Consider the following 22,818-nt stretch of genomic DNA (forward strand, 5'->3'; position numbering starts at 1 on the left):
GTCACACCCCTCCTTGCACAGGAGCGAACAATAGCCCGCCATCGTCGGCGAAGATCAGCAAGGCGTGCGGCTGGCAATACACGGTGCAGGCGCTGCCGATCTCCAGATTGTGCACGCCGCCGAGCTGGGCCACCAGGGCCAGGTCGCCGCGGCGCGCATGCACATAGGTTTCCGAGCCGCTGATTTCCGCCAGGTCCACTTGCGCCGCGATGGCCACGTCGCCTTCGGACTGGGGAGATAAATGCAGGCTGTGTGCGCGCACGCCGAGGATCACGTCGCGCCGCTCGCCGAGGCGGGCGCGCTGCGCGCCGCTCAGGTGGATGGCCAGGCCATCGGCTGCCTGCGCCACGCCATCGGTGCTCACGCGGGCGGGAATCAGGTTGATGGGCGGGTCGCTGAAGGTGCGCGCCACATCGATGGAATTGGGGGCGTTGAAGACGTCCAGGGTCGGCCCCTGCTGCAGCAGCCGTCCCTCGTGCAGCACGGCCACGTGGCCGCCCAGTTGCAGCGCTTCCAGCGGTTCCGTGGTCGCATACACGACCGTCGTGCTGCCGCTGGAAAACAGTTCCGTCAATTCGCGGCGCAATTCCTCGCGCAGTTTGTAATCGAGGTTGACCAGGGGCTCGTCGAGCAGCAGCAGGGACGCATCCTTGATCAGCGCGCGCCCCAGCGCCGTGCGCTGCTGCTGCCCACCCGACAATTCTCCGGGCGTGCGCTGCAGGTAGGGCGTGATGTGCAGGCGCTCGGCCAGCGCCAGCACTTTCGTCCGGATCTGCTCTTCGGGCACCTTGCGCAAACGCAAGGGCGAAGCGATATTGTCGTAGACGGTGAAGGCCGGATAGTTGATGAATTGCTGGTACACCATGGCCAGGTTACGTTTGCTGACGGGCACGCCCGTCACGTCGACGCCGTCGGCCGTCACCGTGCCCCCGCTGGGCTTGTCCAGCCCCGCCATCACGCGCATCAGGGTCGTCTTGCCGGCACGCGTGGTGCCCAGCAAGACGTTGATGGCGCCCGGCACCAATGCCAGCGACATCGGATATAAAAAATCGTCAGCCCCCTGCTTCCTGCTGATCTTGTCCAGTACCAGTTGCACGCGCTTCTCCTCCAGTGATGGTTTCTTATTCTTCGCCGCGCCCTCTGCGGGGTGCGGTCGCCAACGTGTGCTGCCTACAACGACAACGGGTGCTGCAACAGCCAGGCGTCGAGCGTGTCCGCCGTTTCGCGCGGCAGGTGCAGGCCCAGCTTGGAGCGCCGCCACAGCATGTCGGCCGCGCTGACGGCCCATTCGTGGCGCCGCAAATAGTCCACTTCCGCCGCGTACAGGCCGGCGGCGATTTCCTCGCCCATGGCCGCCACATCCGTCCGCCCGGCGAGCAGCACGTGGATGCGCGTGCCGTAGGCGCGTGCATAGCGCGCCACCAGCGCCGCCGGAAGCCACGCATAGTCGCGCTGCAAGCCTTGCACGAACTGGCCGAACTCGCGCACGGACCGGTTCTGCGGCGTGCTGCCGAAGACGTCGCCGCCGGGCAGGCAGGCGTTGGCCGTCCAGGCCGGCCGCGCATTGCCTGGCACCGGCGCCAATAAGGGCGCGAGCACATCGAGCGCTTCCTCCGCCAGCTTGCGGAACGTGGTGATCTTGCCGCCGAAAATACTCAGCAGCGGCGCCCCTTCCTGGTCCAGTTCGAAGCGGTAATCGCGCGTGACGGCCTTGGCGTCGGCCGCCGCGTCCTCCACCAGCGGGCGCACGCCGGCATACGTCCACACCACGTCGGCCGGCACAATGGGCTTGCTGAAATAGTAACTGGAAAGCTCGCACAAGTAACGAATTTCCTCGTCATCGATTTCCACCTTGCCAGTGTCGCCGTGGTAGTCGAGATCGGTGGTGCCGATCAGGGTGAAATCGTGCTCATACGGAATGGCAAACACGATGCGCCCGTCCGGATGCTGGAAGATATACGCGTGATCGTGCTCGAACAGGCGCTTGACGACGATGTGGCTGCCCTTGATCAGGCGCAAATGCCGGCCCTGTCCGCCGGGCGCCGCCTGCTGCAGGAACTCGGCCGTCCACGGCCCGGCCGCATTGACGACGCTGCGCGCACGCACGGACAGCTCACGCCCGTCGCCTTGCAGCAGGGTCGCCTGCCAGCAAGCGTCCGCACCCGCGCCGTCGCGCCGCAAGGCCGTGCAGCGCGTCTGCGTCAGGATGGTCGCGCCCTTGTCCGCCGCGTCGATGGCGTTCAGGACCACCAGGCGCGCATCGTCGACCCAGCCGTCGGAATACACGAAGCCCCGCTTGAACTCGGGTTTTAACGGTTTGCCGGCCGCGTGGCGCGTCAGGTCGATGCCCTGCGAGCCAGGCAGGATTTCCCGCTTGGCCAGCATGTCGTAAAGGAAGAGGCCGGCGCGTATCAGCCAGGCCGGACGCTGGCCCTGGGCGTGCGGCATGACGAAGCGCAAGGGCCACATGATGTGCGGCGCCGAGCGCAGCAGTACTTCGCGCTCGATCAGCGCCTTGCGCACGAGGCCGAATTCATAGTATTCGAGGTAGCGCAAGCCGCCGTGTATCAGCTTGGTGGAAGCGGACGAGGTGTGGGCAGCGAGGTCATCCTTTTCGCACAGCACCACGGACAAGCCCCGTCCGGCCGCGTCGCGCGCGATGCCGGCGCCATTGATGCCGCCGCCCACCACCAGCACGTCGCATGCCATCGTTGTCTCCATACCTTGCTGTGCTGCCGCCATCGGGACTCCGTGTCTGTCGGGGAAGGCCGGCGAGGAAAGACTAGGCATCGCCGGCGACTGTCGTTAAGATCAATACAGCTGTAATTCGAATGCAATATGGATAAGATACGCCAGATTGCGAATCGATAGCAACATATTTTTATCACTATTTGTTCGTTTTTGTTCGTTTGTGTTTTTTAAAGAGACAAGCCCATGATTTTGAATCCCCGCCAGCGCCGCTTGCTCGAAGTGGTGCGCCAGAAGGTCACCATGTCCGTCGAGGAGCTTGCCCAGCAGCTGGACGTGACGCCGCAGACCGTGCGCCGCGACGTCAAGCAGATGGAAGAAGCGCGCCTGCTGGCCCGCTACCACGGCGGAGTCGGCTTGCCCTCGTCCGTGGAAAACATCGATTACAGCCAGCGGCAAGTGTTCAACAGCGACGCCAAGCGGCGCATCGCCGCCGCCGTCGCCGCGCAGGTGCCGCACGGCTGTTCGCTCTTGATCAATATCGGCACGACGACCGAGGAAGTGGCGCGCGCGCTGGGCCGCCATACGGGCTTGCACGTGGTGACGAACAACCTCAACGTGGCCGCCATCCTGGCCGACAACGCCGCCTGCGAAGTCATCGTGGCCGGCGGCGTGGTGCGCGGGCGCGACCGCGGCATCGTCGGCGAAGCCACCATCGACTTCATCCGCCAGTTCAAGGTCGACATCGGCATCATCGGCATTTCCAGCATCGACGAAGACGGCAGCCTGCGCGACTTCGACGCGCGCGAAGTGAAGGTGGCGCAAGCGATCATCGAGCAATCGCGCGAAGTGTGGCTGGTGGCCGACCAGCATAAATTCGGCCGCAAGGCGCTGGTGCGGCTGGCCGACCTGGCGCAAGTCGACATCCTGTTTACGGACGCGCCGCCGCCGCCCCGCTTTGCCGAGGTGCTGCGCGACGCGAACGTGAAAGTGCACGTCGCCGCCTGACGGCAACAGTGTCCCGGCCGGCTCAGTGCGCGATGGCAAGCTTGCCGAAATGGCGGCCGCCGGCAGCCAGCTGCGCATACGCTTCAGCCGTGTCGCCGAGGCCGAACACGCGGTCGATGACGGGCACGATGCCATGCGCGGCGATGGCCTGTGCCGCCTGCGCCAGGTCCGCCACGGAGCCGGTGTTGTTTCCGACGATGCGCAAAGCCTTGACGATGACGGGCAGCAAGTCGATGCTGGCGGCCGTGCCGCCGACAAAACCCACCGTGAAGACCGTGCCGCCCACGGCCGCCGCGTTGAGCGAGCGCACGATGGTGGCGCCGCCCACCGTCTCTACCACCAGGTCGGCGCCCCGCCCGCCGGTCAGTTTCAGCACTTCCGCATCCCATGCCGGGGTGGCCCGGTAGTTGATCAGGTAGTCGGCGCCCAGCTGGCGCGCCCGTTCCAGCTTGTCATCGCTGGACGACGCGAGGATCACCGTGGCACCCGACGCCTTGGCGAACTGCAAGGCAAACAGGCTGACGCCGCCCGTTCCCAACAGTAACACCACCGATCCGGGGCGCACTTGCGCCGAACCCACGGCATTCCACGCCGTCGTGGCCGCGATGGGCAGCGCCGCGCCCTGGATAAAATCGAGGTGGGCCGGCAAGGCGACCAGGCTGGCGGCAGGGACGGCCACGTATTCGGCCAGCGAACCCGGCAAGGTGACGCCGCGCATCGCGCCCACGTTGTGCGGCGCGATGGCACCGCCCTGCCAGCGCGGCATGAAGTGCGGGATGACGCGGTCGCCGACGGCCAGGCCGCTGACGCCCTCGCCCAGCGCCGCCACTTCGCCCGCGCCGTCGGCGACGGGAATCAGCGGAAAGGCCGCGCCGGCAAAGTTGCCGGTCGCAATGGCCACGTCGAGAAAGTTCAGCGTGGCGGCGCGCAGGCGCAGCAGCACCTCGCCCCGCCCGGCCTGCGGCTCGGGCAGCTCGGTCTGGCGAAACGCGGTGAGGGAAGGAGCGGTCAGTTGGATGGCTTGCATGGTCTGTTCTCGGGCAATGTGTCAGGGTGGCCGCGCGCTGGCGGGACAAACAGCAGTGTCATTTGAAATCATTAATAGATAAACTATGGTTTGATTCAATGATTTGACACCAGGGATTGCCAATGGATTTGCTCGACAGCATGAAGGTGTATGTACTGGCCGTGGAAAAAGGCAGCTTGAGCGCCGCCGCGGCCGCCTGCGGGATATCCGCGACGATGGCCGGCAACCACCTGCGGACGCTGGAAAAGCGCCTGGGCATGCAGTTGCTCCAGCGCACCACCCGGCGCCAGCACCTGACGGCCTTCGGCGAGGATTACTATGCGCGCTGCAAGGAAATCCTCAGGCTGGTGGCCGAAACCGACGTGCAGGCGCAAAACCTGCAACTGGCGCCCGCCGGCAAGCTGCGCATCACGGCGCCCCTCACCTTCGGCGCGGAAGCGCTGATGCCCGCCATGGCCGCATACCTGGAGCGTTATCCCGACGTGAGCATCGATGTGTCGCTGAGCGACCGCGTGGTCGACCTGGTGGAGGAAGGTTTCGAGGCCGCCATCCGCATCGGCCAGTTGCCCGATTCCCTGCTGATCGCCAGGCCGCTGGCGCCCTACCGGCTGATGATCTGCGCCGCTCCCGACTATCTGGCGCGCAGGGGAACGCCGCGCCACCCGGCCGAGCTGAGCCGGCACGAATGCCTATCCTTCTCGCCCGCCGCCCTGGCGCATTGGCGCCTGACAGGCGAGGACGGCGTCTGCAGCGTGCCCGTCTCGGGCCGCCTGCAAGTCAACCACGGCCAGGCGCTGCGCGTTGCCGCACTGCATGGCATGGGCATCGTGCTGCAACCGGCCTTCCTGCTGGAAACGGACGTGCGGGCAGGCCGCCTGGTCCAGCTGTTTCCCGCGCATGCCCTGCCCAGCCGTCCCTTGAACGTGGTCTACCTGCCGGACCGCTATCGCTCGCCCAAGCTGCGCAGCTTCGTCGATTTTCTCGTGGAACGGTTCAGCTGATTGGCGTCGGCAACACACCTGTGCCATGCGACAGTGATCGCGCTTGAAATATTTATCAATTCGGCAAAATTCATGTTACCATTGATGCAACATGAGTTATTTTTTTAATCTTCCTCTCTAGCAATACGATTATTTGCTTGATATTGCTTTTTATATATTTAGAGCAAGAGAAAAAGGAAAAACTTTTTGCCGCTGAATGATTTCCTGTGAAAACAGTGTTAGAAATACCTCAAGCACGACGATTGTTCCCAAACAAACCACTCGACAGCAAGCGTGAAGGCCTTAACCATGCCGGCAACGCCGCCCAGTGAAGGAAGAGAAATGAGCCATAATTTTGAATCGGCCGCCACGCAAGCCGCCCGTCCCAACAGCGTTCCCGTCAGCGAACTGGAAGCCCATCTCGGTTACTGGCTGCGTTTCGTTTCCAACCATGTGTCCCACAGCTTCCAGAAGAAAGCCGAAGCCAATGGCGTGACGGTGTCCGAATGGGTGGTGCTGCGCGAAATGTTCCGCCTGGGCTGCACCTCGCCCACGGTGCTGGCGCAAGTGTCCGGCATGAGCAAGGGCGCCGTGTCGAAACTGATCGACCGCCTGGAAAGCAAGGGCATGGTCAGCAAATCCATCCTGCTGGCCGACCGCCGCCAGCATTCGATCGAACTGACCACGGAAGGCGAGGCGCTGGTGCCCGTGCTGGCCGAGATGGCCGACCAGAACGACGAGGAATTCTTCGGCAAGCTGCCGCGCCAGCTGCGCGACGACCTGCTCGAGGCGATGAAGGAAGTGGCGCGCACGCATCAGCTCAAGAGCGTCCCGCTGAACTGACAGCCAGCGCACTGCCGGCAAGGGTGACACGGTGGCGCGGGCGCTTCGGCTATGATGCTGGCCTGACTGTTTACCAGGAACACGCATGGCCCTGCACATCGAAACTCCCTTGCTCAACTCGCGCGCCCTGAGCCTGCTCAGCGAACGCGCCATCTGGCTCAAGCTCGAAGCCTTGCAGCCGCCCGGCTCCTTCAAGATCCGCGGCATCGGCCTCGCCTGCGAAGAATATGCGCGGCGCGGCGCCAGCCGCTTCATTTCCTCTTCCGGCGGCAACGCCGGCATCGCCGTCGCCTATGCGGGACGCCAGCTCGGCATTCCCGTCATCGTCGTCGTGCCGGAAACGACGAGCGAACGGGCCAAGGCCCTGATCGCCCAGGAAGGCGCCGAAGTCATCGTGCACGGCGCCGCCTGGCAGGAAGCGAACGCGCTGGCCCAATCGATGCTCACGCCGCAAGACGCTTTTCTGCACCCGTTCGACGACCCGCTGCTGTGGCAGGGCCATGCCGGCATGATCGATGAAGTAGCGCGAGCGGGCCTGAAACCGGACGCGGTGGTGCTGTCGGTGGGCGGCGGCGGCCTGCTGGCCGGCGTGGCCGAAGGCTTGCAGCGCAACGGCTGGGATGACGTGGCCATCGTGGCCGTCGAAACGCAAGGCGCCGCCTCGCTGGCGGCGGCCGTGTCCGCGCGCGAACACGTGGCCCTGCCCGCCGTGACGAGCATCGCCACCTCGCTGGCGGCGCGCCAGGTGTGCGCCCAGGCATACGCCATCAGCCAGACCCGCCTGCTCCACAGCGTGGTGGTGTCGGACCGCGCCGCCGTCGACGCCTGCCAGCGCTTTGTCGCCGACCAGCGCCTGGTGGTGGAACCGGCCTGCGGCGCGGCGCTGGCGGCCGTCTACGGCAAGGCGCCGGAACTGGCGCCCTACCGCAATGTGCTCGTCATCGTGTGCGGCGGCGTGACGGCCACCACGCAGCAGCTCGACCACTGGAGCGCCACCCTGTAGTGGCTACGGCGCCGCCTCGCGCAGCGCCACGCCGTCGCGGCCCTGCCCCTTGGCGGCGTACAGGGCCTGGTCGGCCAGATCCAGCAGCTGCGCCGGCGTCAGCGCGCCTTCGCGGAAAATGGCGATGCCGACGCTGGTCGTCACCGGCAGCGGACCGCCGGCCAGCGCAAACGGCTGGCGGATGGCCTCGACGATCTTGGCGCCGACCTGGCGCACTTCGGCCGCGCCGTTCACCCCTTCGAGAATGATCACGAATTCATCGCCGGCCAGGCGCGCCACCAGGTCGCTGGCGCGCACGCTGCGCACCAGACGCAAGGCAAACTCCTTGAGCACCTCGTCGCCCGCCTTGTGTCCCAGGCTGTCGTTGATTGCCTTGAAACGGTCGATATCGAGATAGGCCAGCGCCATCGGCGCGCGCGCGGCCCGCGTGCGCTGCATGCTCAACTCCAGCTGTTCGTCGAAACGGCGCCGGTTGGCGATGCCCGTCAGGATATCCGTGGCGGCGGCGAACTGCAGCGCCGTATGCACGGCCCTGGTCTTGGTGATTTCGTGGATCAGGCCGTACACGCCTTCCACCGCGCCGCTCTCGCCCACGTCGGGCACGTAGCTGGTCTGGAAGGCGCGCTGGCCGGCGTCTCCGTCACCGCCGATGGTGAACTCATATTCAACCTCCTCGCCCGAGAAAGCGCGCCGCAGGTATTGTTCGCGCAACTGGTAGGCTTCCTCGCCCAGCACCTCGCGGATCGATTGCATCATGCTTTCCTGCTGCGATCTGCCGAACCATTTTTCAAACGTCGCGTTGATGAACTGGTAGCGGTGCTCGCGGTCGATGTAGACGATCACCACGGGTACGTGGTCCGTCAGCAGTTTCAAACGCCGCTCGCTGTCGCGCGTCTGCGCCACGGCGATTTCGCGCTCGGCCATCAGCGAGTAAAAATCGCGGCTCAAGTCGCCGATCTCGTCGCGCCGCTCGATTTGCAGCGCCTCGATGCCCAGGCGCTGGCGGCGGATTTCATGCACATGGTGGCGCAGCCGCGCCAAAGGCAGCAGCAGGCGCAGCACCACGCGCCAGCCGGCCAGCCCCGCCAGCGCCGCCAGCAGCACGGCGGCCAGCAATATCTTGCTGCGGATGGCGTGCAGCGGCGCGAACGCGTCACGCATGGGATACACGGACGCCAGTATCCAGCCCGTCGACGCGATGCGGTGGTAGGCAAACAGGGCATCGACGCCTTGCGTGGTGGTGCCCGTCAGCCAGCCCTCGAAACCCTGCAAGGCGCGCCGCGCGGACATGCTGATGGGACCATGCGCCTCGATATGCTGCATGATGCGCGACTTGTCGGGATGCTCGACGATGATGCCTTCGCCGGTCATGATGTACAGGTAGCCGCCCGTGCCCGGCTTGAGCGCGCCCAGGCGCCCCAGGAAATCGGGCTGGCGCAGGTTGACGCTGGCCGCCAGCACATAACGCACGGCGCCCCGCGCGTCGAACACGGGTTGCGTGACCACGACGATGGGCATGCCGGAAATGCTGCCGTTGAGGGGCGCGGAAATCACCGAGCGCCGGGTCGCCAGCGTCTGTTCAAAGTAAGGGCGGCCCTTCACGTTCAGCCCCGCCTGCGGCTTGAAGGGACTCACGCTGGCCAGCACGGCCCCGTCGATACCGACCACGCCGGCCGAATAAAATTCCTTGCGCAGCACCGTTTGCGCAGCCAGGTAACGCTGCAGGCTGGCGCCGTCGTGCGCGCCGCCGGCCGGCAGGCTGTCGGCGATGGCGCGCAGCACGTTGCGCTTCGCGTCGAGTTCCTCATCGATGAAGACGGCGGCGCTGGACAGCGATACGTACTGCTGGCGCCCCGTCACATCGCGCATGCCGCGCTCGGCCACGGACAGGGTGGCCAGCGCCAGCGAGGCCACGGCAGCGAGCACGAGCAGGAAGACGACCACGCTCATGCGCGCCTTCAGGCTGGCCGGCAGGCGCCGGCGCAATCGTTTGCGCCAGGTCGTCACGGCCGCTGCCGCAGGTAGCGGCAAATGCGCTCGACCGACTCGTCCAGCGCCAGGGTGCCCGTGTCCAGGGTCAGCGCGGCGGCCAGCGGCGCTTCATAGGGTGCGGAAACGCCCGTGAATTGCGCCAGCTGCCCTGCCCGCGCCTTTTCATACAGGCCCTTGGGATCGCGCGCCTCGCACACGGCCAGCGGCGTGCTGACGTGGACTTCAATGAAATGCGCCGCGCCGATGATGGCGGCGGCCATGGCCCGGTCTGCGCGATAGGGAGAAATGAAGGCGGCGATGACGGTCAGGCCCGCGTCATTCATCAGGCGCGCCACTTCGGCCACGCGGCGGATGTTTTCATGCCGGTCTTGGGGCGTAAAACCCAGGTCGCGGTTCAAGCCATGGCGCAGCTGGTCGCCATCGAGTACTGCCACGGCGCACCCCTGCGCCTTGAGCTGGCGCGCCAGCGCGTCGGCGATGCTGGACTTGCCGGCGCCGCTCAAGCCCGTCAGCCAGACCGTGTCGTATTGTCCTGCCGTCATCACATTGCCTCTCCCCTTGTAGAGCTGGCAATATAGCAAAGCCGCGCGGGAAAGGACAGATGATCAGGCCGCGCTGCGCGCTTCAAGCAGCAACTGTCGTATCTCCGGCACGCAGGAGCCGCAATTGCCGCCCGCCTTGACGCAGGCCGTCACCTGCGCCGTCGTCTCCAGTTTTTGCCCGGCGATGGCCGCGCAAATGGTGTTGCGCCCCACGCCAAAGCACGAGCACACGATGGGACCGGCGTCCACGCCCTTGCCGATGGGCTGGCCCAGCAGCACGCCGGCGCGATCAAGCGCATCCATTTGCGCATGCGCAAACAGGCTGGCCAGCCAGCTGCGCGACGGCAGGTCGGGACGGGGCGAGACATACACGCATTGCGCGATGCGTCCCTCGTCCAGGTGCACGGCGCGGTACACGCCGGCGCTGGCATCCGCGTAATCGAGCCAGTCGGCGTTGTCGTCCGTGACGCCGAGCAGCGCGCGCGCCCAGGCGCCGAGATCCTCGATGCGCTGGCGGCCCGCCAGTTCGTAGCGCAGGAACTGCTCGCCCTGGATGCGCGTCCAGTGCGCCACGCCGTCCAGGGTCAAGGGCGTGCGGCTCAGGACAAACGCATGCCAGTGCACGCGGAACTGCTCGATGCGCACGGGCGTGTGCTTGAATTCCGGCTCGCCCGAGACGGGGTCGACGACCGGATTGACGACGGCGCCCACGCGCGCGTCGGACGCATTCGCGTCGCTCCAGTGGATGGGCACGAAGACCTGGCCGCGCGCGATGCCGCCGCCATGCACGACGCGCGCCACCATCGCGCCCCAGGCGCTGGAAATGCGCGCCAGCTCGCCCTCGCGCACGCCGTACAGCAGCGCATCCTGCGGGTGGATGTCGATGAACGCTTCGGCGACGTGGCCCGACAGTTTGGCCGCCTTGCCCGTGCGCGTCATCGTATGCCACTGGTCGCGCACCCGGCCCGTGTTCAGGATCAGCGGATAGTCCTCGACGGGCATGTTGTGCGGCGCGCGCGGCGCCGTCGGCACGAAGCGCGCCCGCCCGTCCGCATGGGCGAAGCGGCCGTCGCCGAACAGGCGCGCCCGGCCCTGCGGCCACTGCTGCGGCGCCAGGGCGTCGTACTGCGCCGCATCCAGGTTGTCCAGGCCCGCCAGATTGAACAGGCGCGCCGTTTCCGCTCCGTTGCGGAAGGTCGACAGCCGTGCGTGTTCGGCAAAAATGGCTTGCGGCGCCGCGAAATCGAAGCCGTCATAACCCATGCGGCGCGCCACGTCGCACAGCACGTCCCAGTCGGCGCGCGCCTCGCCCGGCGCCGGCAAAAACGCGCGCTGGCGCGAGATGCGGCGCTCGGAATTGGTCACCGTGCCGTCCTTCTCGCCCCAGCCCAGGGCCGGCAGCAGCACGTCGGCATGGACGTTCGTGTCCGACTGCGCGCTGATGTCCGACACCACCACCATCTCGCACCTGGCCAGCGCGCGGCGCACCTGGTCGGCGTCCGGCATGCTGACCAGGGGATTGGTGGCGATGATCCACACGGCTTTGACCTTGCCCGCCTCGATCGCGTGGAACAGGTCCACCGCCTTCAAGCCCGGTTTGGCGGCGATGCGGGGAGAGTCCCAGAAGGTTTGTACGGTGTCGCGGTGCAGCGGATTGTCCAGTTCAAGGTGCGCCGCCAGCATGTTGGCCAGGCCGCCCACTTCGCGCCCGCCCATGGCGTTCGGCTGGCCCGTGAGCGAAAACGGTCCCATGCCGGGCTGGCCGATGCGCCCCGTCGCCAGGTGGCAGTTGATGATGCTGTTGACCTTGTCCGTACCGGAGGACGACTGGTTCACGCCCTGCGAAAAGGCCGTGACGACCTTGCGCGTGGCGGCAAACGCCTGGTAAAACGCCAGCAGGGCTTGCGGGTCGACCTTGCAGATGCGCGCCACCTGCAGCGGGTCGCCGCAGTCCGCGTGGGCGGCCGCCAGCGCCTCGTCGAGGCCACGGCTGTGCTGCGTGACAAACTCGCCGGCGATCACGCCCTCCTTCGCCAGATAGCACAGCAAGCCGTTGAACAGCCACACGTCGGTGCCCGGTTTCACGGGCAAATGCAGGTCGGCCAGCTCGCAGGTGGCCGTGCGGCGCGGGTCGATCACCACCAGCTTCATCTCCGGCCGGGTTTCGCGGATGCGGGCGATGCGCTGGAACAAAATCGGGTGGCACCAGGCCGTGTTCGAGCCCACCAGCACGACCATGTCGGCCAGCTCCAGGTCTTCATAGCAGCCGGGCACGATGTCTTCGCCGAACGCGCGCTTGTGGCCGGCGACGGCCGAGGACATGCACAGGCGCGAATTGGTGTCGATATTCGCGCTGCCCACATAGCCCTTCATGAATTTGTTGGCGATGTAATAGTCTTCCGTCAGCAGCTGGCCCGAGACATACAGGGCCACGGCGTCGGTGCCGTGCTCGTCGATGATGGTGCGCAGGCCGCCGGCCACCTGGTCCAGCGCGGCATCCCAGGAAGCGCGCCGCAGCACGCCATCGGTGCGTACCTGCGGGTAGAGCAGGCGCTGGTCGAGGTCCAGGGTGTCGTCCAGGGCCGAGCCTTTCACGCACAGGCGGCCCAGGTTGGCCGGGTGCGTTGTATCGCCGGCGATGCGGATGGCGCCGTCGGGCAGGCGTGTCGCTTCCACGCCGCAGCCGACGCCGCAATACGGGCAAGTGGTTTTCACGGGCGGGCAAGTGGTCATGGGGGTATCCTGTTGGTCGCTGTCAGGCGGCCTGGGCGCACAGCGCCTGGCCAAACAATAGATGGGCGCGCAGCTTGCTGATGTCGCGGCGCTGCTGGATCAGGTCGAAATACCACGGACCGTCCTGCACGTCGCCATACAGCACGGCGCCGGCCAGGCGGCTGCCCTGCACCACGAGCCGTTTGTAGACGCCACGCCTCGGATCGCGCAGCACCAGGTCTTCGCTGCCCTCGCCGCCGATGATGTCGCCGGCCGAATACAGGTCGATGCCCGTCACTTTCAATTTGGTGGCGCTGGCTTGCTGCACGTAGCGGCGGTGCCCGGCGCCGGCCAGGTGCGCGCCGCACACGCGCGCCTGTTCCCAGATGGGCGCGACCAGACCGAAGGTGGCGCGCCGGTGCTGCACGCATTCGCCCACGGCGTACACGCGCGGGTCGTAGCTTTGCAGGCAGTCGTCGACGACGATGGCCCGTTCGCAGTGCAGGCCGGCCGCTTGCGCCAGCGCGATGTTGGGGCGCACGCCGGCCGTCATCACCACCAGGTCGGCGGGAATGCTGCTGCCGTCCGCAAACTGCACGCCTTCCACGCGGGTGCTGCCCATGATGGCGGAGGTTTGCGCCTGCATCAAAAACCGCAGGCCGCGCGCTTCCAGCGCCGATTTCAGCAGCATCGATGCGGGCGCGTCGAGCTGCTGGTTCATCAGCGCGCCGCTCATGTGCACCACCGTCACATCCATGCCCTGGCGCTGCAGGCCGTTGGCCGCTTCCAGCCCCAGCAAGCCGCCGCCGATGACAACCGCGTGGCGGTGCTGGCGCGCCGCCCGCAGCATGGTGTCGACATCGTCGATATCGCGAAAACCGATCACGCCGGGCAGTTCGTGGCCCGGCACGGGCACGATGAAGGGCGTGGAACCCGTGGCCAGCAGCAGGCGGTCATAGCGCACCTCGATGCCCGACAGCGCCTGCACGGTGCGCGCCTGGCGGTCGATGTGCACCACGGGGTCGCCCGCGTGCAGGGTGATGCCATTGTGGGCATACCAGTCACGCGTGTGCAGCATGATGTCGTCCACCGTTTTTTCGCCGGCCAGCACGGGAGACAGCAGGATGCGGTTGTAATTGCCGTGCGGTTCGGCGCCGAAGACGGTGATGTCGTACAGGTCCTGCGCGAGTTTCAGCAATTCCTCGACCGTGCGCATGCCGGCCATGCCGTTGCCGACCACGACTAAAGACGGCCGTGCGGCGGTGTTCACAGGGCCACCCACACCATGCCGCCGAACACGCGCGCCGGCCAGGCGGCCACCGAGTGTTCAGGCGCTTCGATGCACTCGCCGCTGGCCAGGTCGAAGTGCTGCTTGTAGATGGGCGACGCCACCACGACGCGCTCGCCGATACTGCCCACCAGCCCGCGCGAGAGCACGGAAGCGCCCGCGTTCGGGTCGACATTGTCGATGGCGTACACGCGCGGCGCGGCATCGCCGACGCGGAACACGGCCACGTGGCGGCCGCCCAGCAGCGCGCACACGCCCGTGTCAGGCACGATGTCCGTCAAGGGGCAGATGGCCACCCAGTTGTCGGCGCTGGCGCTGTTCAATTCATTCATTGCATTCATGGCTCACGCCTCCACGGCAAGGATGGGGATCACGGTGTTGCGGCGTTCAAGGGGCGTGGCGGGCCGGATCTGGCCCCGCTCTTCGACGAACACCACGTTTTCATCGTTCTTCCCGCTGTTGACGAAATGGCGGAAACGCTGGCGCACGGCGGGGTTGGCGACGGCTTCCTTCCACTCGCAGGCATAGGTGTCGACCACGTGCTGCATGTCCGCTTCCAGCTCGTGGGCGATGCCCAGGCGGTCGGCCACGACGATGGCTTTCAGGTAGTCGAGGCCTCCTTCCAGGTTGTCGCGCCACACGCTGGTGCGCTGCAGGCGGTCGGCCGTGCGCACGTAAAACATCAAAAAGCGGTCGACATAGCGCACCAGGGTCGCTTCATCGAGATCGGATGCCAGCAGTTCCGCGTGGCGCGGCTTCATGCCGCCGTTGCCGCACACGTACAAATTCCAGCCTTTTTCCGTGGCGATCAGGCCGATGTCCTTGCCTTGCGCCTCGGCGCATTCGCGCGTGCAGCCGGAGACGCCGAACTTGATCTTGTGCGGCGTGCGCAAGCCCTTGTAGCGGTTTTCCAGTTGAATCGCGAAGCCCACGCTGTCGGCCACGCCATAGCGGCACCAGGTGGAGCCGACGCACGATTTCACCGTGCGCAGCGACTTGCCGTAGGCGTGGCCCGACTCGAAGCCGGCCGCGATCAGCTCTTCCCAGATGGCCGGCAACTGGTCCACGCGCGCGCCGAACAGGTCGACCCGCTGTCCGCCCGTGATCTTCGTATAGAGACCGTATTTTTTCGCCACCATGCCCACGGCGATCAAGCCGTCGGCCGTCACTTCGCCGCCCGGCATGCGCGGCACGACGGAATACGTGCCATCCTTCTGGATATTACCGAGAAAATAATCGTTACTGTCCTGCAGGCTGGCGTGCACGGGCGACAGCACGAAATCGTTCCAGCAAGACGCCAGGATATTCGCCGCCACGGGCTTGCACACGTCGCAGCCGAGACCCTTTCCATGCGCGGACAGCAGCGCGCCGAAGCTGCGGATTTTTCCCACGCGCACCAGATGGTGCAATTCCTGGCGCGAGTACGCAAAGTGTTCGCACACGTGGTTGTTCACGGCCAGACCCTGCTTCTGCATTTCCGCCTTCATGATCTGCGTCACCAGCGGCACGCAGCCGCCGCAGGCCGTGCCGGCTTTCGTGCAGGATTTTAATGCGCCGATGCTGGTGGCGCCATCGGCCACGGCCGCGCACAGCGCGCCTTTCGACACGTCGTTGCACGAGCAGATTTGCGCCGACTCGGGCAAGGCGTCCACACCGAGTCCCGTCTTTTGCTGGCCGTCCGCCTGCGGCAGGATGAGGAATTCCGGCGATGCCGGCAGCTCGATCTTGTTGAGCATCATCTGCAAGAGCGTGCCGTACTCGCTGGCGTCGCCCACCATCACGCCGCCCAGCAGGTACTTGCCGCAGTCGGAAACGACGATCTTCTTGTAGATCTGTTTGCGCTCGTCCATGAACTGGTAGGAGCGGCTGCCCGGCGCATTGCCGTGCGGGTCGCCCAGGCTGGCCACGTCCACGCCCATCAGTTTGAGCTTGGTGCTCATGTCGGCGCCCTTGAACGAGGCTTCGCCCTCCTCCTGTAGCAGGTGGCGGGCAGCGATGCGCGCCATTTCATAGCCCGGCGCCACCAGGCCGAAGACCAGGCCGCCCCACAGCGCGCATTCGCCGATCGCGTAGATGTCCGGGTCGGAGGTGAGGCAGCGGTCGTCGATGGCGATGCCGCCGCGCGGTCCCACGTCCAGGCCGCAGGCGCGCGCCAGTTCGTCACGCGGTCGGATGCCGGCCGAGAAGACGATCATGTCCGCTTCCAGGTGGCTGCCGTCGGCGAACTGCATGCGGTGCGTGGCAGCTTCGCCGTCGACGATGGCCAGCGTGTTCTTTTGCGTGTGCACGGTCACGCCCAGTTCCTCGATCTTGCGGCGCAAGACACGCGCGCCGCCCTCGTCCACCTGCACGGCCATCAGGCGCGGCGCGAATTCCACCACGTGGGTGTCGAGCTTCAGGTCGCGCAGGGCTTTCGCGCATTCGAGGCCCAGCAAGCCGCCGCCGATGACCACGCCCGTTTTCGACTTGGCACCCCAGGCCAGCATGGCTTCCAGGTCTTCGATGGTGCGGTAGACGAAGCAGCCATCGCGCTCCTTGCCCGGCAGCGGCGGCACGAACGGCGTCGAGCCGGTGGCGAATACGAGTTTGTCGTAGGCCAGCACTTCACCCGTGCTGGCCGTGACGGTTTTCGCCGCGCGGTCGATGGACACGGCGCGCGCATTGAGCTTCAACACGACGTTGCCCTTGTCGAAGAAGCCGGGCGCCACCAGCGACAGATCCTCAGCCGACTTGCCGCTGAAAAATTCGGACAGGTGCACCCGGTCGTAGGCGGGGCGCGGCTCTTCGCACAAGACCGTCACGGACAGGTGCGGCGCGTTGTCCAGGGCCAGCCGTTCGAGGAATTTATGCCCGACCATGCCATGGCCAAGGACGACGATGTTCAAGGGGTGGTTCATTGCGCTCTCCTCAGGCCGCGGCCATGTTCGGTTCGGCCGCCAGGCCCGTGAAACGGGCGGCGATGGCGCACAGGGCCGAAATCACCACCAGCGCGCTGAGGATGATCAGGGTCTGGCGGATGTCGCCCGTGCCTTTCATCAGGAAACCGGCCGCCACGGCGCCCACGTTGCCGCCCGCGCCGATGATGCCGGCCACGCCGCCGAGAGCCTTGCTGTCGATGAAGGGCACCAGCGCGTAGGTGGCGCCGCACGCCATGTGGGTGAACAGGCCGAAGACCAGCATGGCGATGACGGCCCAGGTGACGCTGTCGACCTTGGCAAACCACAGCAAGCCCACGCCTTCGCCTATCATCAGCATGAACAGCAGGGTCACGCGGCTGTTCAGGTTGCCGCGCAGGGCCAGTTTGTCGGACAGCCAGCCGCCCAAAGCGCGGGCAAACAGGGCCAGCAGGCCGAAGCTGCCGGCGGCCAGGCCCGCCGATTTCAAGGACAGGCCGAAATGGTCGACGTAGTAGACGGCGGCGATGTTGTGGATGAAGATTTCTATGCCGAAGCAGGCGCCGTAGGTGACGAACAGCAGCCAGACGCGATAATTGCTGCTGGCGGCCTTGAAGCTGTCCCAGCCACCGCTTTTACCACCACCTTTACCGCCTTCGATGGCGGTGCCGGCCTTGCGCAAGTCCGAGTAATTACCTTCAGGGCAATCCTGCGTATAACGCCAGTACAGCACGGCCATCACCAGCATCAGCACGCCCGGCACCAGCAGGGCCACGCGCCAGCCCAGCGATTCGGACACGCCCAGCATCAGCACGGCGCCGAGCAGCAGCGGCATCAGCGCCTGCGCCGCGCCGCCGCCCGCATTGCCCCAGCCGGCGGCGGCCGCGTTTGCCGTGCCGACAACACGCGGGGCGAACATCACGGAGGTGTGATATTGCGTGATGACAAAGCTGGCGCCGACGGCGCCGATGCCCAGGCGGAAGAACAGAAAGCTTTCATAGCTTTGCGACGCGGCCACGCCCAGGACGGGAATGGCACCCAGCAGCAGCAAGCCCGTGTACGTCTTGCGGGGGCCGTAGCGGTCGCACAAGGGCCCGACGATCAGGCGCACGAGGATGGTGATGGCGACGGCCGCGATATTGATGTTTGCCACTTGCGCCAGGGACAGGCCGAACTCGCCCTTGATGACAGGCATCAGCGGGGCGCAGGCGAACCAGGCGAAGAAACACACGAAAAATGCCATCCACGTGAGGTGGAATGCCCGCATGGGCGGCGTGGCGAGGGAGAAGAGCGCGATGCGCGTTGCTTTTTGGCTGGCCATGATGGTTTCCCGAAGTATCCCGAAAATAACAAAGATGCAAACAAAAACGGCGCCCGCCCCCGCCGATGAAAAAATCAGCCAGAGCGGACGCCGTTGTCCAGGTGGTCCGTCGTTGGACCGTTGTGCGTTTATTCAGGGGATCGCCGTTGATCCGTCCCTTCTGTTTAGCAAGCGCCGTGCCAGGCCCGTCCCAGGGGCAGGGTGCCTATTTGTATGGACTTTGCGCCAGGTCATGGCACCTGGCGGTGCAGGCACGCCTCTTCTTGGTGCGTCGGGGAACTCGAAAGTGCAATGTTTGTCTAATTGATATTGAGTTCATGAAGCGGAGGCCGGCATGTTCGGGCAACTGCGGCAATGGCAGCCACGGCGCGGCGTGGCGCGCGCGCTGGCATGCGTCTGCGTGGGTGCGCTCTTGATCGCCTGGAGTAACACCGCCGCAGCGCAAGATGGCTCTCCCGAACCCAGGGAGCACAGCGAGCTGGACGCGACCGTGTTCGCACCGTTCCACGCGGCGCGCGGCGAACGGGTCACGCAGGCGCGCACATTCGTCGTGCGCCTCACGTATCCGGACGAAGGCCGCGCCCATGCCGTGCGCTGGACCCTGACCTTGTCCGGTCCCGGCCCGCAAGGCGCCGTGCTGCGGCGCTGGTCGGGCACGGAACAGGTGGGCGCCGGCGGCAAGCGCGTCAACTTGCCCTGGGATGGCCGCGCCGATGCCGATGCGCGCGAACGGCGCGTGATGGCGCCGGACGGCTTGTACGAGCTGCGCCTGCTGGCCGTGGCCAATGCCGGCACGCCGCGCGAAGCGCAGGTGGAACAGCAATGGCAAATCGCGGTGCAGCGGGGCGCCAGCACGGCGCCCCGGGTGCCCGCCTTCCAGGCCGGCCTGCAACAACTGTCCCGCCTGGATGAGGAGCCCGGCTACCGCATCGTCTACGCCAACCTGCACAGCCAGACGCGCCACAGCGACGGCGGCGCGGCGCTTGATGCCTGCCATGGCGCGCAGGAGCCGCAAACGGCGCCGTTCGGCCCCATCGACGCCTATAAATATGCGCAGGATCACGGCCTGGACGCCCTGCTGACATCCGAGCACAACCATATGTATGACGGTTCGGACGGAACCAATCCCGCAGCCACGCCTGCCGAAGCGAAGGCCTTGTACCAGACGGGGCTGGCCGAAGCGGCCGCCTATACAAACGCCCACCCCGGTTTCCTGGCCCTGTACGGCATGGAATGGGGCGTCATCAACAAGGGCGGCCACCTGAACATCTTCAATAGCGACCAATTGCTGGGCTGGGAAAGGAATGCCCGGGGCGAATTGCTGGCCGACCTGGAAACGCCGAAAAACGACTACGCCGCCCTGTATGCGCTGATGCGCGAACGGGGCTGGATAGGCCAGTTCAACCACCCTGCCTATGCGGGCCAGTTTCTCGTCGATGGCCAGCCGCTCGGCTACACGCCGGACGGCGATGCGGCCATGGTGCTGTGCGAAGTGATGAATACATCCGCGTTTTCCACCAACGACCAGGAAACGGAAACGCGGCGCAGCAATTACGAGGCGGCCTGCAACCGTGCCCTGGCGGCCGGCTACCACGTGGCCTTCAGCAGCAACCAGGACAACCACTGCGCCAACTGGGGCGCGTCGTACGGCAACCGCACGGCCGTGCTGGTGGCCAGCCCGGCCGCCGGCATGCCCGTGTCACGCGACAGCTTCCTCGACGCGCTGCGCGCGCGCCGCGTCTTTGCCACCATGGACAAGCACGCGCAGCTGCTGTTCACGGCCAATGGCAAGCTGATGGGCGAGCGTTTCGACAACCACGGGCCCTTGCAACTGTCTACCAGTTTCAGCAACAGCGCGGGCCGGCAAGCGGCGGCCGTCGCCATTTTCCACGGCGTACCGGGCGGCAACGGCTCCGTCACGCAACTGTCGGACCAGGCCGAGCTCACCGTCACGCCCGCGCCCGGCCCCCATGTCTATTACGCGCGCCTGACGCAGGACGACGGCAACATCGTCTGGTCGGCGCCCGTGTGGGTCAATCAGCTGCCGTGAACGCCGCGCATCAGGGCACGGCAACGGCACGGACTGGTACACCAAGTGCCGCAGATTCTACGGCCCTGCTCTTTTCCAGCAAACAATATTGGAAAAGTAACTATTTTTTCAGGTAGCCGTCCATAGACACTGGTTCCTCACAGCAATCCATGGCACCATGGCTGCGCCGTTTTGCCTGCAACGCGGCCTCCACCGGACCAACCAGGAACCTTACATGTCGTCATATCGCACTCTCGCCGGCAGCATGCTGCTCGGCCTGGCCGCAGCGGGCATCGCCCACGCGCAAGCCCCCGCCCCTGCCGCCGCCAACACCGATCCCCACCTGTGGCTGGAAGAAGTCCTCGGCGACAAGCCGCTGGCCTGGGTCAAGCAGCACAATGCCGTCACCACCAAAGAGCTGGAAGCCCAACCCGGCTTCGCGGCCCTGCAGGCGCGCCTGAAAACCATCCTCAACTCAAAGGAACGCATTCCCTACGTCAGCAAGGAAGGCGCGTTTTACTACAATTTCTGGCGCGACGCCCAGCACGTGCGCGGCATCTGGCGCCGCACCACCCTGGCGCAGTACCAGCTGGCCGAACCCGCGTGGGAAACCGTGATCGACCTCGACCAGCTGGCCGCCGGCGAGAACGAAAACTGGGTCTGGGGCGGCGCCTCCTGCCTGTATCCGAAGGGCGAACGCTGCCTCATTTCCCTGTCGCGCGGCGGCGGCGACGCCAAGGTGGTGCGCGAATATGACGTGGCCAAGCGCGCCTTTGTCGACGGCGGCTTCACCCTGCCCGAAGCGAAAGGCAGCGCCAGCTGGATCGACCAGGACACCTTGTTCGTGTCCACCGATTTCGGCCCCGGCTCGATGACCAGCTCGGGCTACCCGCGCATCATCAAACAGTGGCAGCGCGGCACGCCGCTGGCGCAGGCGCACACCTTGTATGAAGCCAAACCCGACGACTTGAGCGCGGGCGCCTACAAGGACTTCACGCCCGGCCACGAACACCAGTTCATCGAGCGGCAAATCGATTTCTACAGCGGCGAAATGTTCCTGCGCGAAGGCGCCGATCTGAAAAAAGTGCCGAAGCCGGACGACGCGACGGCCTTCACCGTACGCGATCAATTGATCATCACCCTGCGCTCGGACTGGAAAGTGAACGGCAAGACCTACGTGCAAGGCTCGCTGCTGGCGTCCGACTTCAAGGCCTTCATGCAGGGCAAGCAGGAGCTGGAATTGCTGTACGCGCCCACGGCCACATCGTCGCTGGACAATGTCACGGCGACGAAATCGGCCATCCTCGTCACCACCCTGGACAAGGTCAAGAACCGCCTGACGGAACTGCGTCACGTTAACGGCAAGTGGCAGCGCCGCGCCGTCGACGCGCCGAAGCTGGGCACCCTGGCCGTCAGCGCGCTCGACCCGGTCGATTCGGACCAGTACTTCCTGACGGTGACCGACTTCCTCAATCCGACCACCCTGTATCTGGCCACGGCGCAAAGCGACCAGCGCACGAAAATCAAGTCGCTGCCCGCCTACTACGATGCGGCGCCGTACAAGGTGGAGCAGTTCGAATCGACGTCGAAGGACGGCACCAAGGTGCCCTACTTCGCCATCATGAACAAGAAGACGAAATTCGACGGCAGCAACCCCACCGTGCTGTATGGCTATGGCGGCTTTGAAGTGTCGCTCAAACCGAGCTACAGCGGCACCACGGGCGTGGCGTGGCTGGAAAAGGGCGGCGTGTATGTGCTGGCGAATATCCGCGGCGGCGGCGAATTCGGCCCCCGCTGGCACCAGGCGGCGCTGAAGGAAAACCGCCAGCGCGCGTATGACGATTTCATCTCGGTGGCGCAGGATTTGATCAAGCGTAAGGTCACCAGTCCGCGCCACCTGGGCATCATGGGCGGCAGCAATGGCGGCCTGCTGACGGGCGCCGTGCTGGTGCAGCGTCCCGATTTGTTCAACGCCGTCGTCAGCCAGGTGCCGCTGCTCGACATGCGCCGCTATAACAAGATGCTGGCGGGCGCTTCGTGGATGGGAGAGTACGGCGATCCGGACGTGCCGGACCAATGGGCCTACATCAGCAAGTACTCGCCGTATCAGAACGTCTTCAAGGACAAGAAATATCCGCGCGTGCTGTTTACCACCTCGACGCGCGACGACCGCGTCCACCCAGGTCATGCGCGCAAGATGGTGGCGAAGATGGAAGAGCAAGGCCACGACGTGCTGTACTGGGAAAACACGGAAGGCGGCCACGCGGGTGCCGCCAACAACGACCAGCAGGCGCTGATGTGGGCGCTGACCTACACCTTCCTGCACGAGCAGCTGAAGTAAGTGGTGATGTCGGATTACGCGTTCCGCTAATCCGACCTTGTATTATTCCCCTCATGCCGTTCGTGGTATTGCGAACGGTATCGACCGCTGTCAAAATCTTGGTAGGCATATCAAGACCGGGTAACTGGATGCCGTATCCGCCCTTAGGCC

The 22,818-nt window shown here is 65.7% G+C and carries 16 protein-coding genes; 6 read left to right on the forward strand and 10 right to left on the reverse strand.

Annotation, left to right across the window (positions count from 1 at the left end):
- Position 1: 1 nt before the first annotated feature.
- Both CSQ95_RS25330 and glpD read right to left on the reverse strand, forming a co-directional pair.
- On the reverse strand, positions 2-1,096 hold the full coding sequence (locus CSQ95_RS25330) for an ABC transporter ATP-binding protein (protein ID WP_099411503.1): 1,095 nt from the start codon (positions 1,094-1,096) through the stop codon (positions 2-4).
- 74 nt (positions 1,097-1,170) lie between these two features.
- On the reverse strand, positions 1,171-2,709 hold the full coding sequence (gene glpD / locus CSQ95_RS25335) for a glycerol-3-phosphate dehydrogenase (RefSeq protein ID WP_180279161.1): 1,539 nt from the start codon (positions 2,707-2,709) through the stop codon (positions 1,171-1,173).
- 225 nt (positions 2,710-2,934) lie between these two features.
- On the opposite strand from glpD, the gene CSQ95_RS25340 reads away from it, so the two are divergent.
- Positions 2,935-3,696: a DeoR/GlpR family DNA-binding transcription regulator gene (locus tag CSQ95_RS25340; protein WP_175444698.1), complete on the forward strand. Its 762-nt coding sequence runs from the start codon at positions 2,935-2,937 to the stop codon at positions 3,694-3,696.
- 22 nt (positions 3,697-3,718) lie between these two features.
- Here CSQ95_RS25340 and CSQ95_RS25345 read toward each other — a convergent pair whose 3' ends face one another.
- Positions 3,719-4,723 (reverse strand): NAD(P)-dependent alcohol dehydrogenase, encoded by a 1,005-nt coding sequence (locus CSQ95_RS25345; RefSeq protein WP_099411505.1) that lies wholly within the window; start codon positions 4,721-4,723, stop codon positions 3,719-3,721.
- Positions 4,724-4,845: 122 nt separating this feature from the next.
- Here CSQ95_RS25345 and CSQ95_RS25350 point away from each other — a divergent pair, with 122 nt between their 5' ends.
- From CSQ95_RS25350 to CSQ95_RS25360, 3 genes are all read left to right on the forward strand, one after another.
- Positions 4,846-5,724, forward strand: coding sequence for a LysR family transcriptional regulator (locus tag CSQ95_RS25350; protein ID WP_099411506.1), 879 nt, complete (start codon positions 4,846-4,848; stop codon positions 5,722-5,724).
- A gap of 321 nt (positions 5,725-6,045) precedes the next feature.
- Entirely contained in the window at positions 6,046-6,546 is a 501-nt protein-coding gene (locus CSQ95_RS25355) for a MarR family winged helix-turn-helix transcriptional regulator (protein WP_099411507.1), read from the forward strand.
- A gap of 85 nt (positions 6,547-6,631) precedes the next feature.
- The gene (locus CSQ95_RS25360; RefSeq protein ID WP_099411508.1) at positions 6,632-7,549 is read left to right on the forward strand and encodes a pyridoxal-phosphate dependent enzyme; all 918 of its coding nucleotides are present in this window, start codon (positions 6,632-6,634) and stop codon (positions 7,547-7,549) included.
- Positions 7,550-7,552: 3 nt separating this feature from the next.
- Here the strand turns inward: CSQ95_RS25360 and CSQ95_RS25365 are convergent, their stop codons facing one another.
- The 7 genes from CSQ95_RS25365 to CSQ95_RS25395 form a co-directional block, all read right to left on the reverse strand.
- Positions 7,553-9,556, reverse strand: coding sequence for a diguanylate cyclase domain-containing protein (locus CSQ95_RS25365; protein WP_143450078.1), 2,004 nt, complete (start codon positions 9,554-9,556; stop codon positions 7,553-7,555).
- Positions 9,553-10,083, reverse strand: coding sequence for an adenylyl-sulfate kinase (cysC, locus tag CSQ95_RS25370; RefSeq protein WP_099411510.1), 531 nt, complete (start codon positions 10,081-10,083; stop codon positions 9,553-9,555). Before cysC ends, CSQ95_RS25365 begins: the two co-directional genes overlap by 4 nt.
- A 63-nt stretch (positions 10,084-10,146) precedes the next feature.
- The gene (locus CSQ95_RS25375; RefSeq protein ID WP_099411511.1) at positions 10,147-12,816 is read right to left on the reverse strand and encodes a nitrate reductase; all 2,670 of its coding nucleotides are present in this window, start codon (positions 12,814-12,816) and stop codon (positions 10,147-10,149) included.
- 22 nt (positions 12,817-12,838) lie between these two features.
- Positions 12,839-14,065 (reverse strand): NAD(P)/FAD-dependent oxidoreductase, encoded by a 1,227-nt coding sequence (locus tag CSQ95_RS25380; RefSeq protein ID WP_099411512.1) that lies wholly within the window; start codon positions 14,063-14,065, stop codon positions 12,839-12,841.
- Positions 14,062-14,424: a nitrite reductase small subunit NirD gene (gene nirD, locus CSQ95_RS25385; protein ID WP_373632986.1), complete on the reverse strand. Its 363-nt coding sequence runs from the start codon at positions 14,422-14,424 to the stop codon at positions 14,062-14,064. Before nirD ends, CSQ95_RS25380 begins: the two co-directional genes overlap by 4 nt.
- Positions 14,425-14,427: 3 nt before the next feature.
- Positions 14,428-16,980: a nitrite reductase large subunit NirB gene (gene nirB / locus CSQ95_RS25390; RefSeq protein ID WP_099411513.1), complete on the reverse strand. Its 2,553-nt coding sequence runs from the start codon at positions 16,978-16,980 to the stop codon at positions 14,428-14,430.
- A 10-nt stretch (positions 16,981-16,990) separates the two neighbouring features.
- Positions 16,991-18,298: an MFS transporter gene (locus CSQ95_RS25395; protein WP_099411514.1), complete on the reverse strand. Its 1,308-nt coding sequence runs from the start codon at positions 18,296-18,298 to the stop codon at positions 16,991-16,993.
- Positions 18,299-18,632: 334 nt separating this feature from the next.
- Between CSQ95_RS25395 and CSQ95_RS25400 the strand changes: the two genes are divergently transcribed.
- Together CSQ95_RS25400 and CSQ95_RS25405 are read left to right on the forward strand one after the other, a co-directional pair.
- Positions 18,633-20,348: a CehA/McbA family metallohydrolase gene (locus CSQ95_RS25400; protein WP_099411515.1), complete on the forward strand. Its 1,716-nt coding sequence runs from the start codon at positions 18,633-18,635 to the stop codon at positions 20,346-20,348.
- A 214-nt stretch (positions 20,349-20,562) separates the two neighbouring features.
- A complete protein-coding gene (locus CSQ95_RS25405) occupies positions 20,563-22,668 on the forward strand; it encodes a prolyl oligopeptidase family protein (protein WP_099411516.1) in 2,106 nt (701 codons plus the stop codon).
- Positions 22,669-22,818 lie beyond the last annotated feature (150 nt).

Origin of the sequence: Janthinobacterium sp. BJB304 (assembly GCF_002735765.1) — a bacterium.
In the GTDB taxonomy this organism is placed as follows: domain Bacteria; phylum Pseudomonadota; class Gammaproteobacteria; order Burkholderiales; family Burkholderiaceae_D; genus Janthinobacterium.

Excerpts from the sequence above, each read along its gene's own strand:
- nirB (WP_099411513.1), bottom strand. The coding sequence starts at position 16,980 with ATGAACCACCCCTTGAACATCGTCGTCCTTGGCCATGGCATGGTCGGG.
- CSQ95_RS25375 (WP_099411511.1), bottom strand. The coding sequence starts at position 12,816 with ATGACCACTTGCCCGCCCGTGAAAACCACTTGCCCGTATTGCGGCGTC.
- CSQ95_RS25340 (WP_175444698.1), top strand. The coding sequence starts at position 2,935 with ATGATTTTGAATCCCCGCCAGCGCCGCTTGCTCGAAGTGGTGCGCCAG.
- nirD (WP_373632986.1), bottom strand. The coding sequence starts at position 14,424 with ATGAATGCAATGAATGAATTGAACAGCGCCAGCGCCGACAACTGGGTG.
- CSQ95_RS25395 (WP_099411514.1), bottom strand. The coding sequence starts at position 18,298 with ATGGCCAGCCAAAAAGCAACGCGCATCGCGCTCTTCTCCCTCGCCACG.
- CSQ95_RS25345 (WP_099411505.1), bottom strand. The coding sequence starts at position 4,723 with ATGCAAGCCATCCAACTGACCGCTCCTTCCCTCACCGCGTTTCGCCAG.
- glpD (WP_180279161.1), bottom strand. The coding sequence starts at position 2,709 with ATGGCATGCGACGTGCTGGTGGTGGGCGGCGGCATCAATGGCGCCGGC.
- cysC (WP_099411510.1), bottom strand. The coding sequence starts at position 10,083 with ATGACGGCAGGACAATACGACACGGTCTGGCTGACGGGCTTGAGCGGC.
- CSQ95_RS25405 (WP_099411516.1), top strand. The coding sequence starts at position 20,563 with ATGTCGTCATATCGCACTCTCGCCGGCAGCATGCTGCTCGGCCTGGCC.
- CSQ95_RS25355 (WP_099411507.1), top strand. The coding sequence starts at position 6,046 with ATGAGCCATAATTTTGAATCGGCCGCCACGCAAGCCGCCCGTCCCAAC.
- CSQ95_RS25360 (WP_099411508.1), top strand. The coding sequence starts at position 6,632 with ATGGCCCTGCACATCGAAACTCCCTTGCTCAACTCGCGCGCCCTGAGC.
- CSQ95_RS25350 (WP_099411506.1), top strand. The coding sequence starts at position 4,846 with ATGGATTTGCTCGACAGCATGAAGGTGTATGTACTGGCCGTGGAAAAA.
- CSQ95_RS25400 (WP_099411515.1), top strand. The coding sequence starts at position 18,633 with ATGTTCGGGCAACTGCGGCAATGGCAGCCACGGCGCGGCGTGGCGCGC.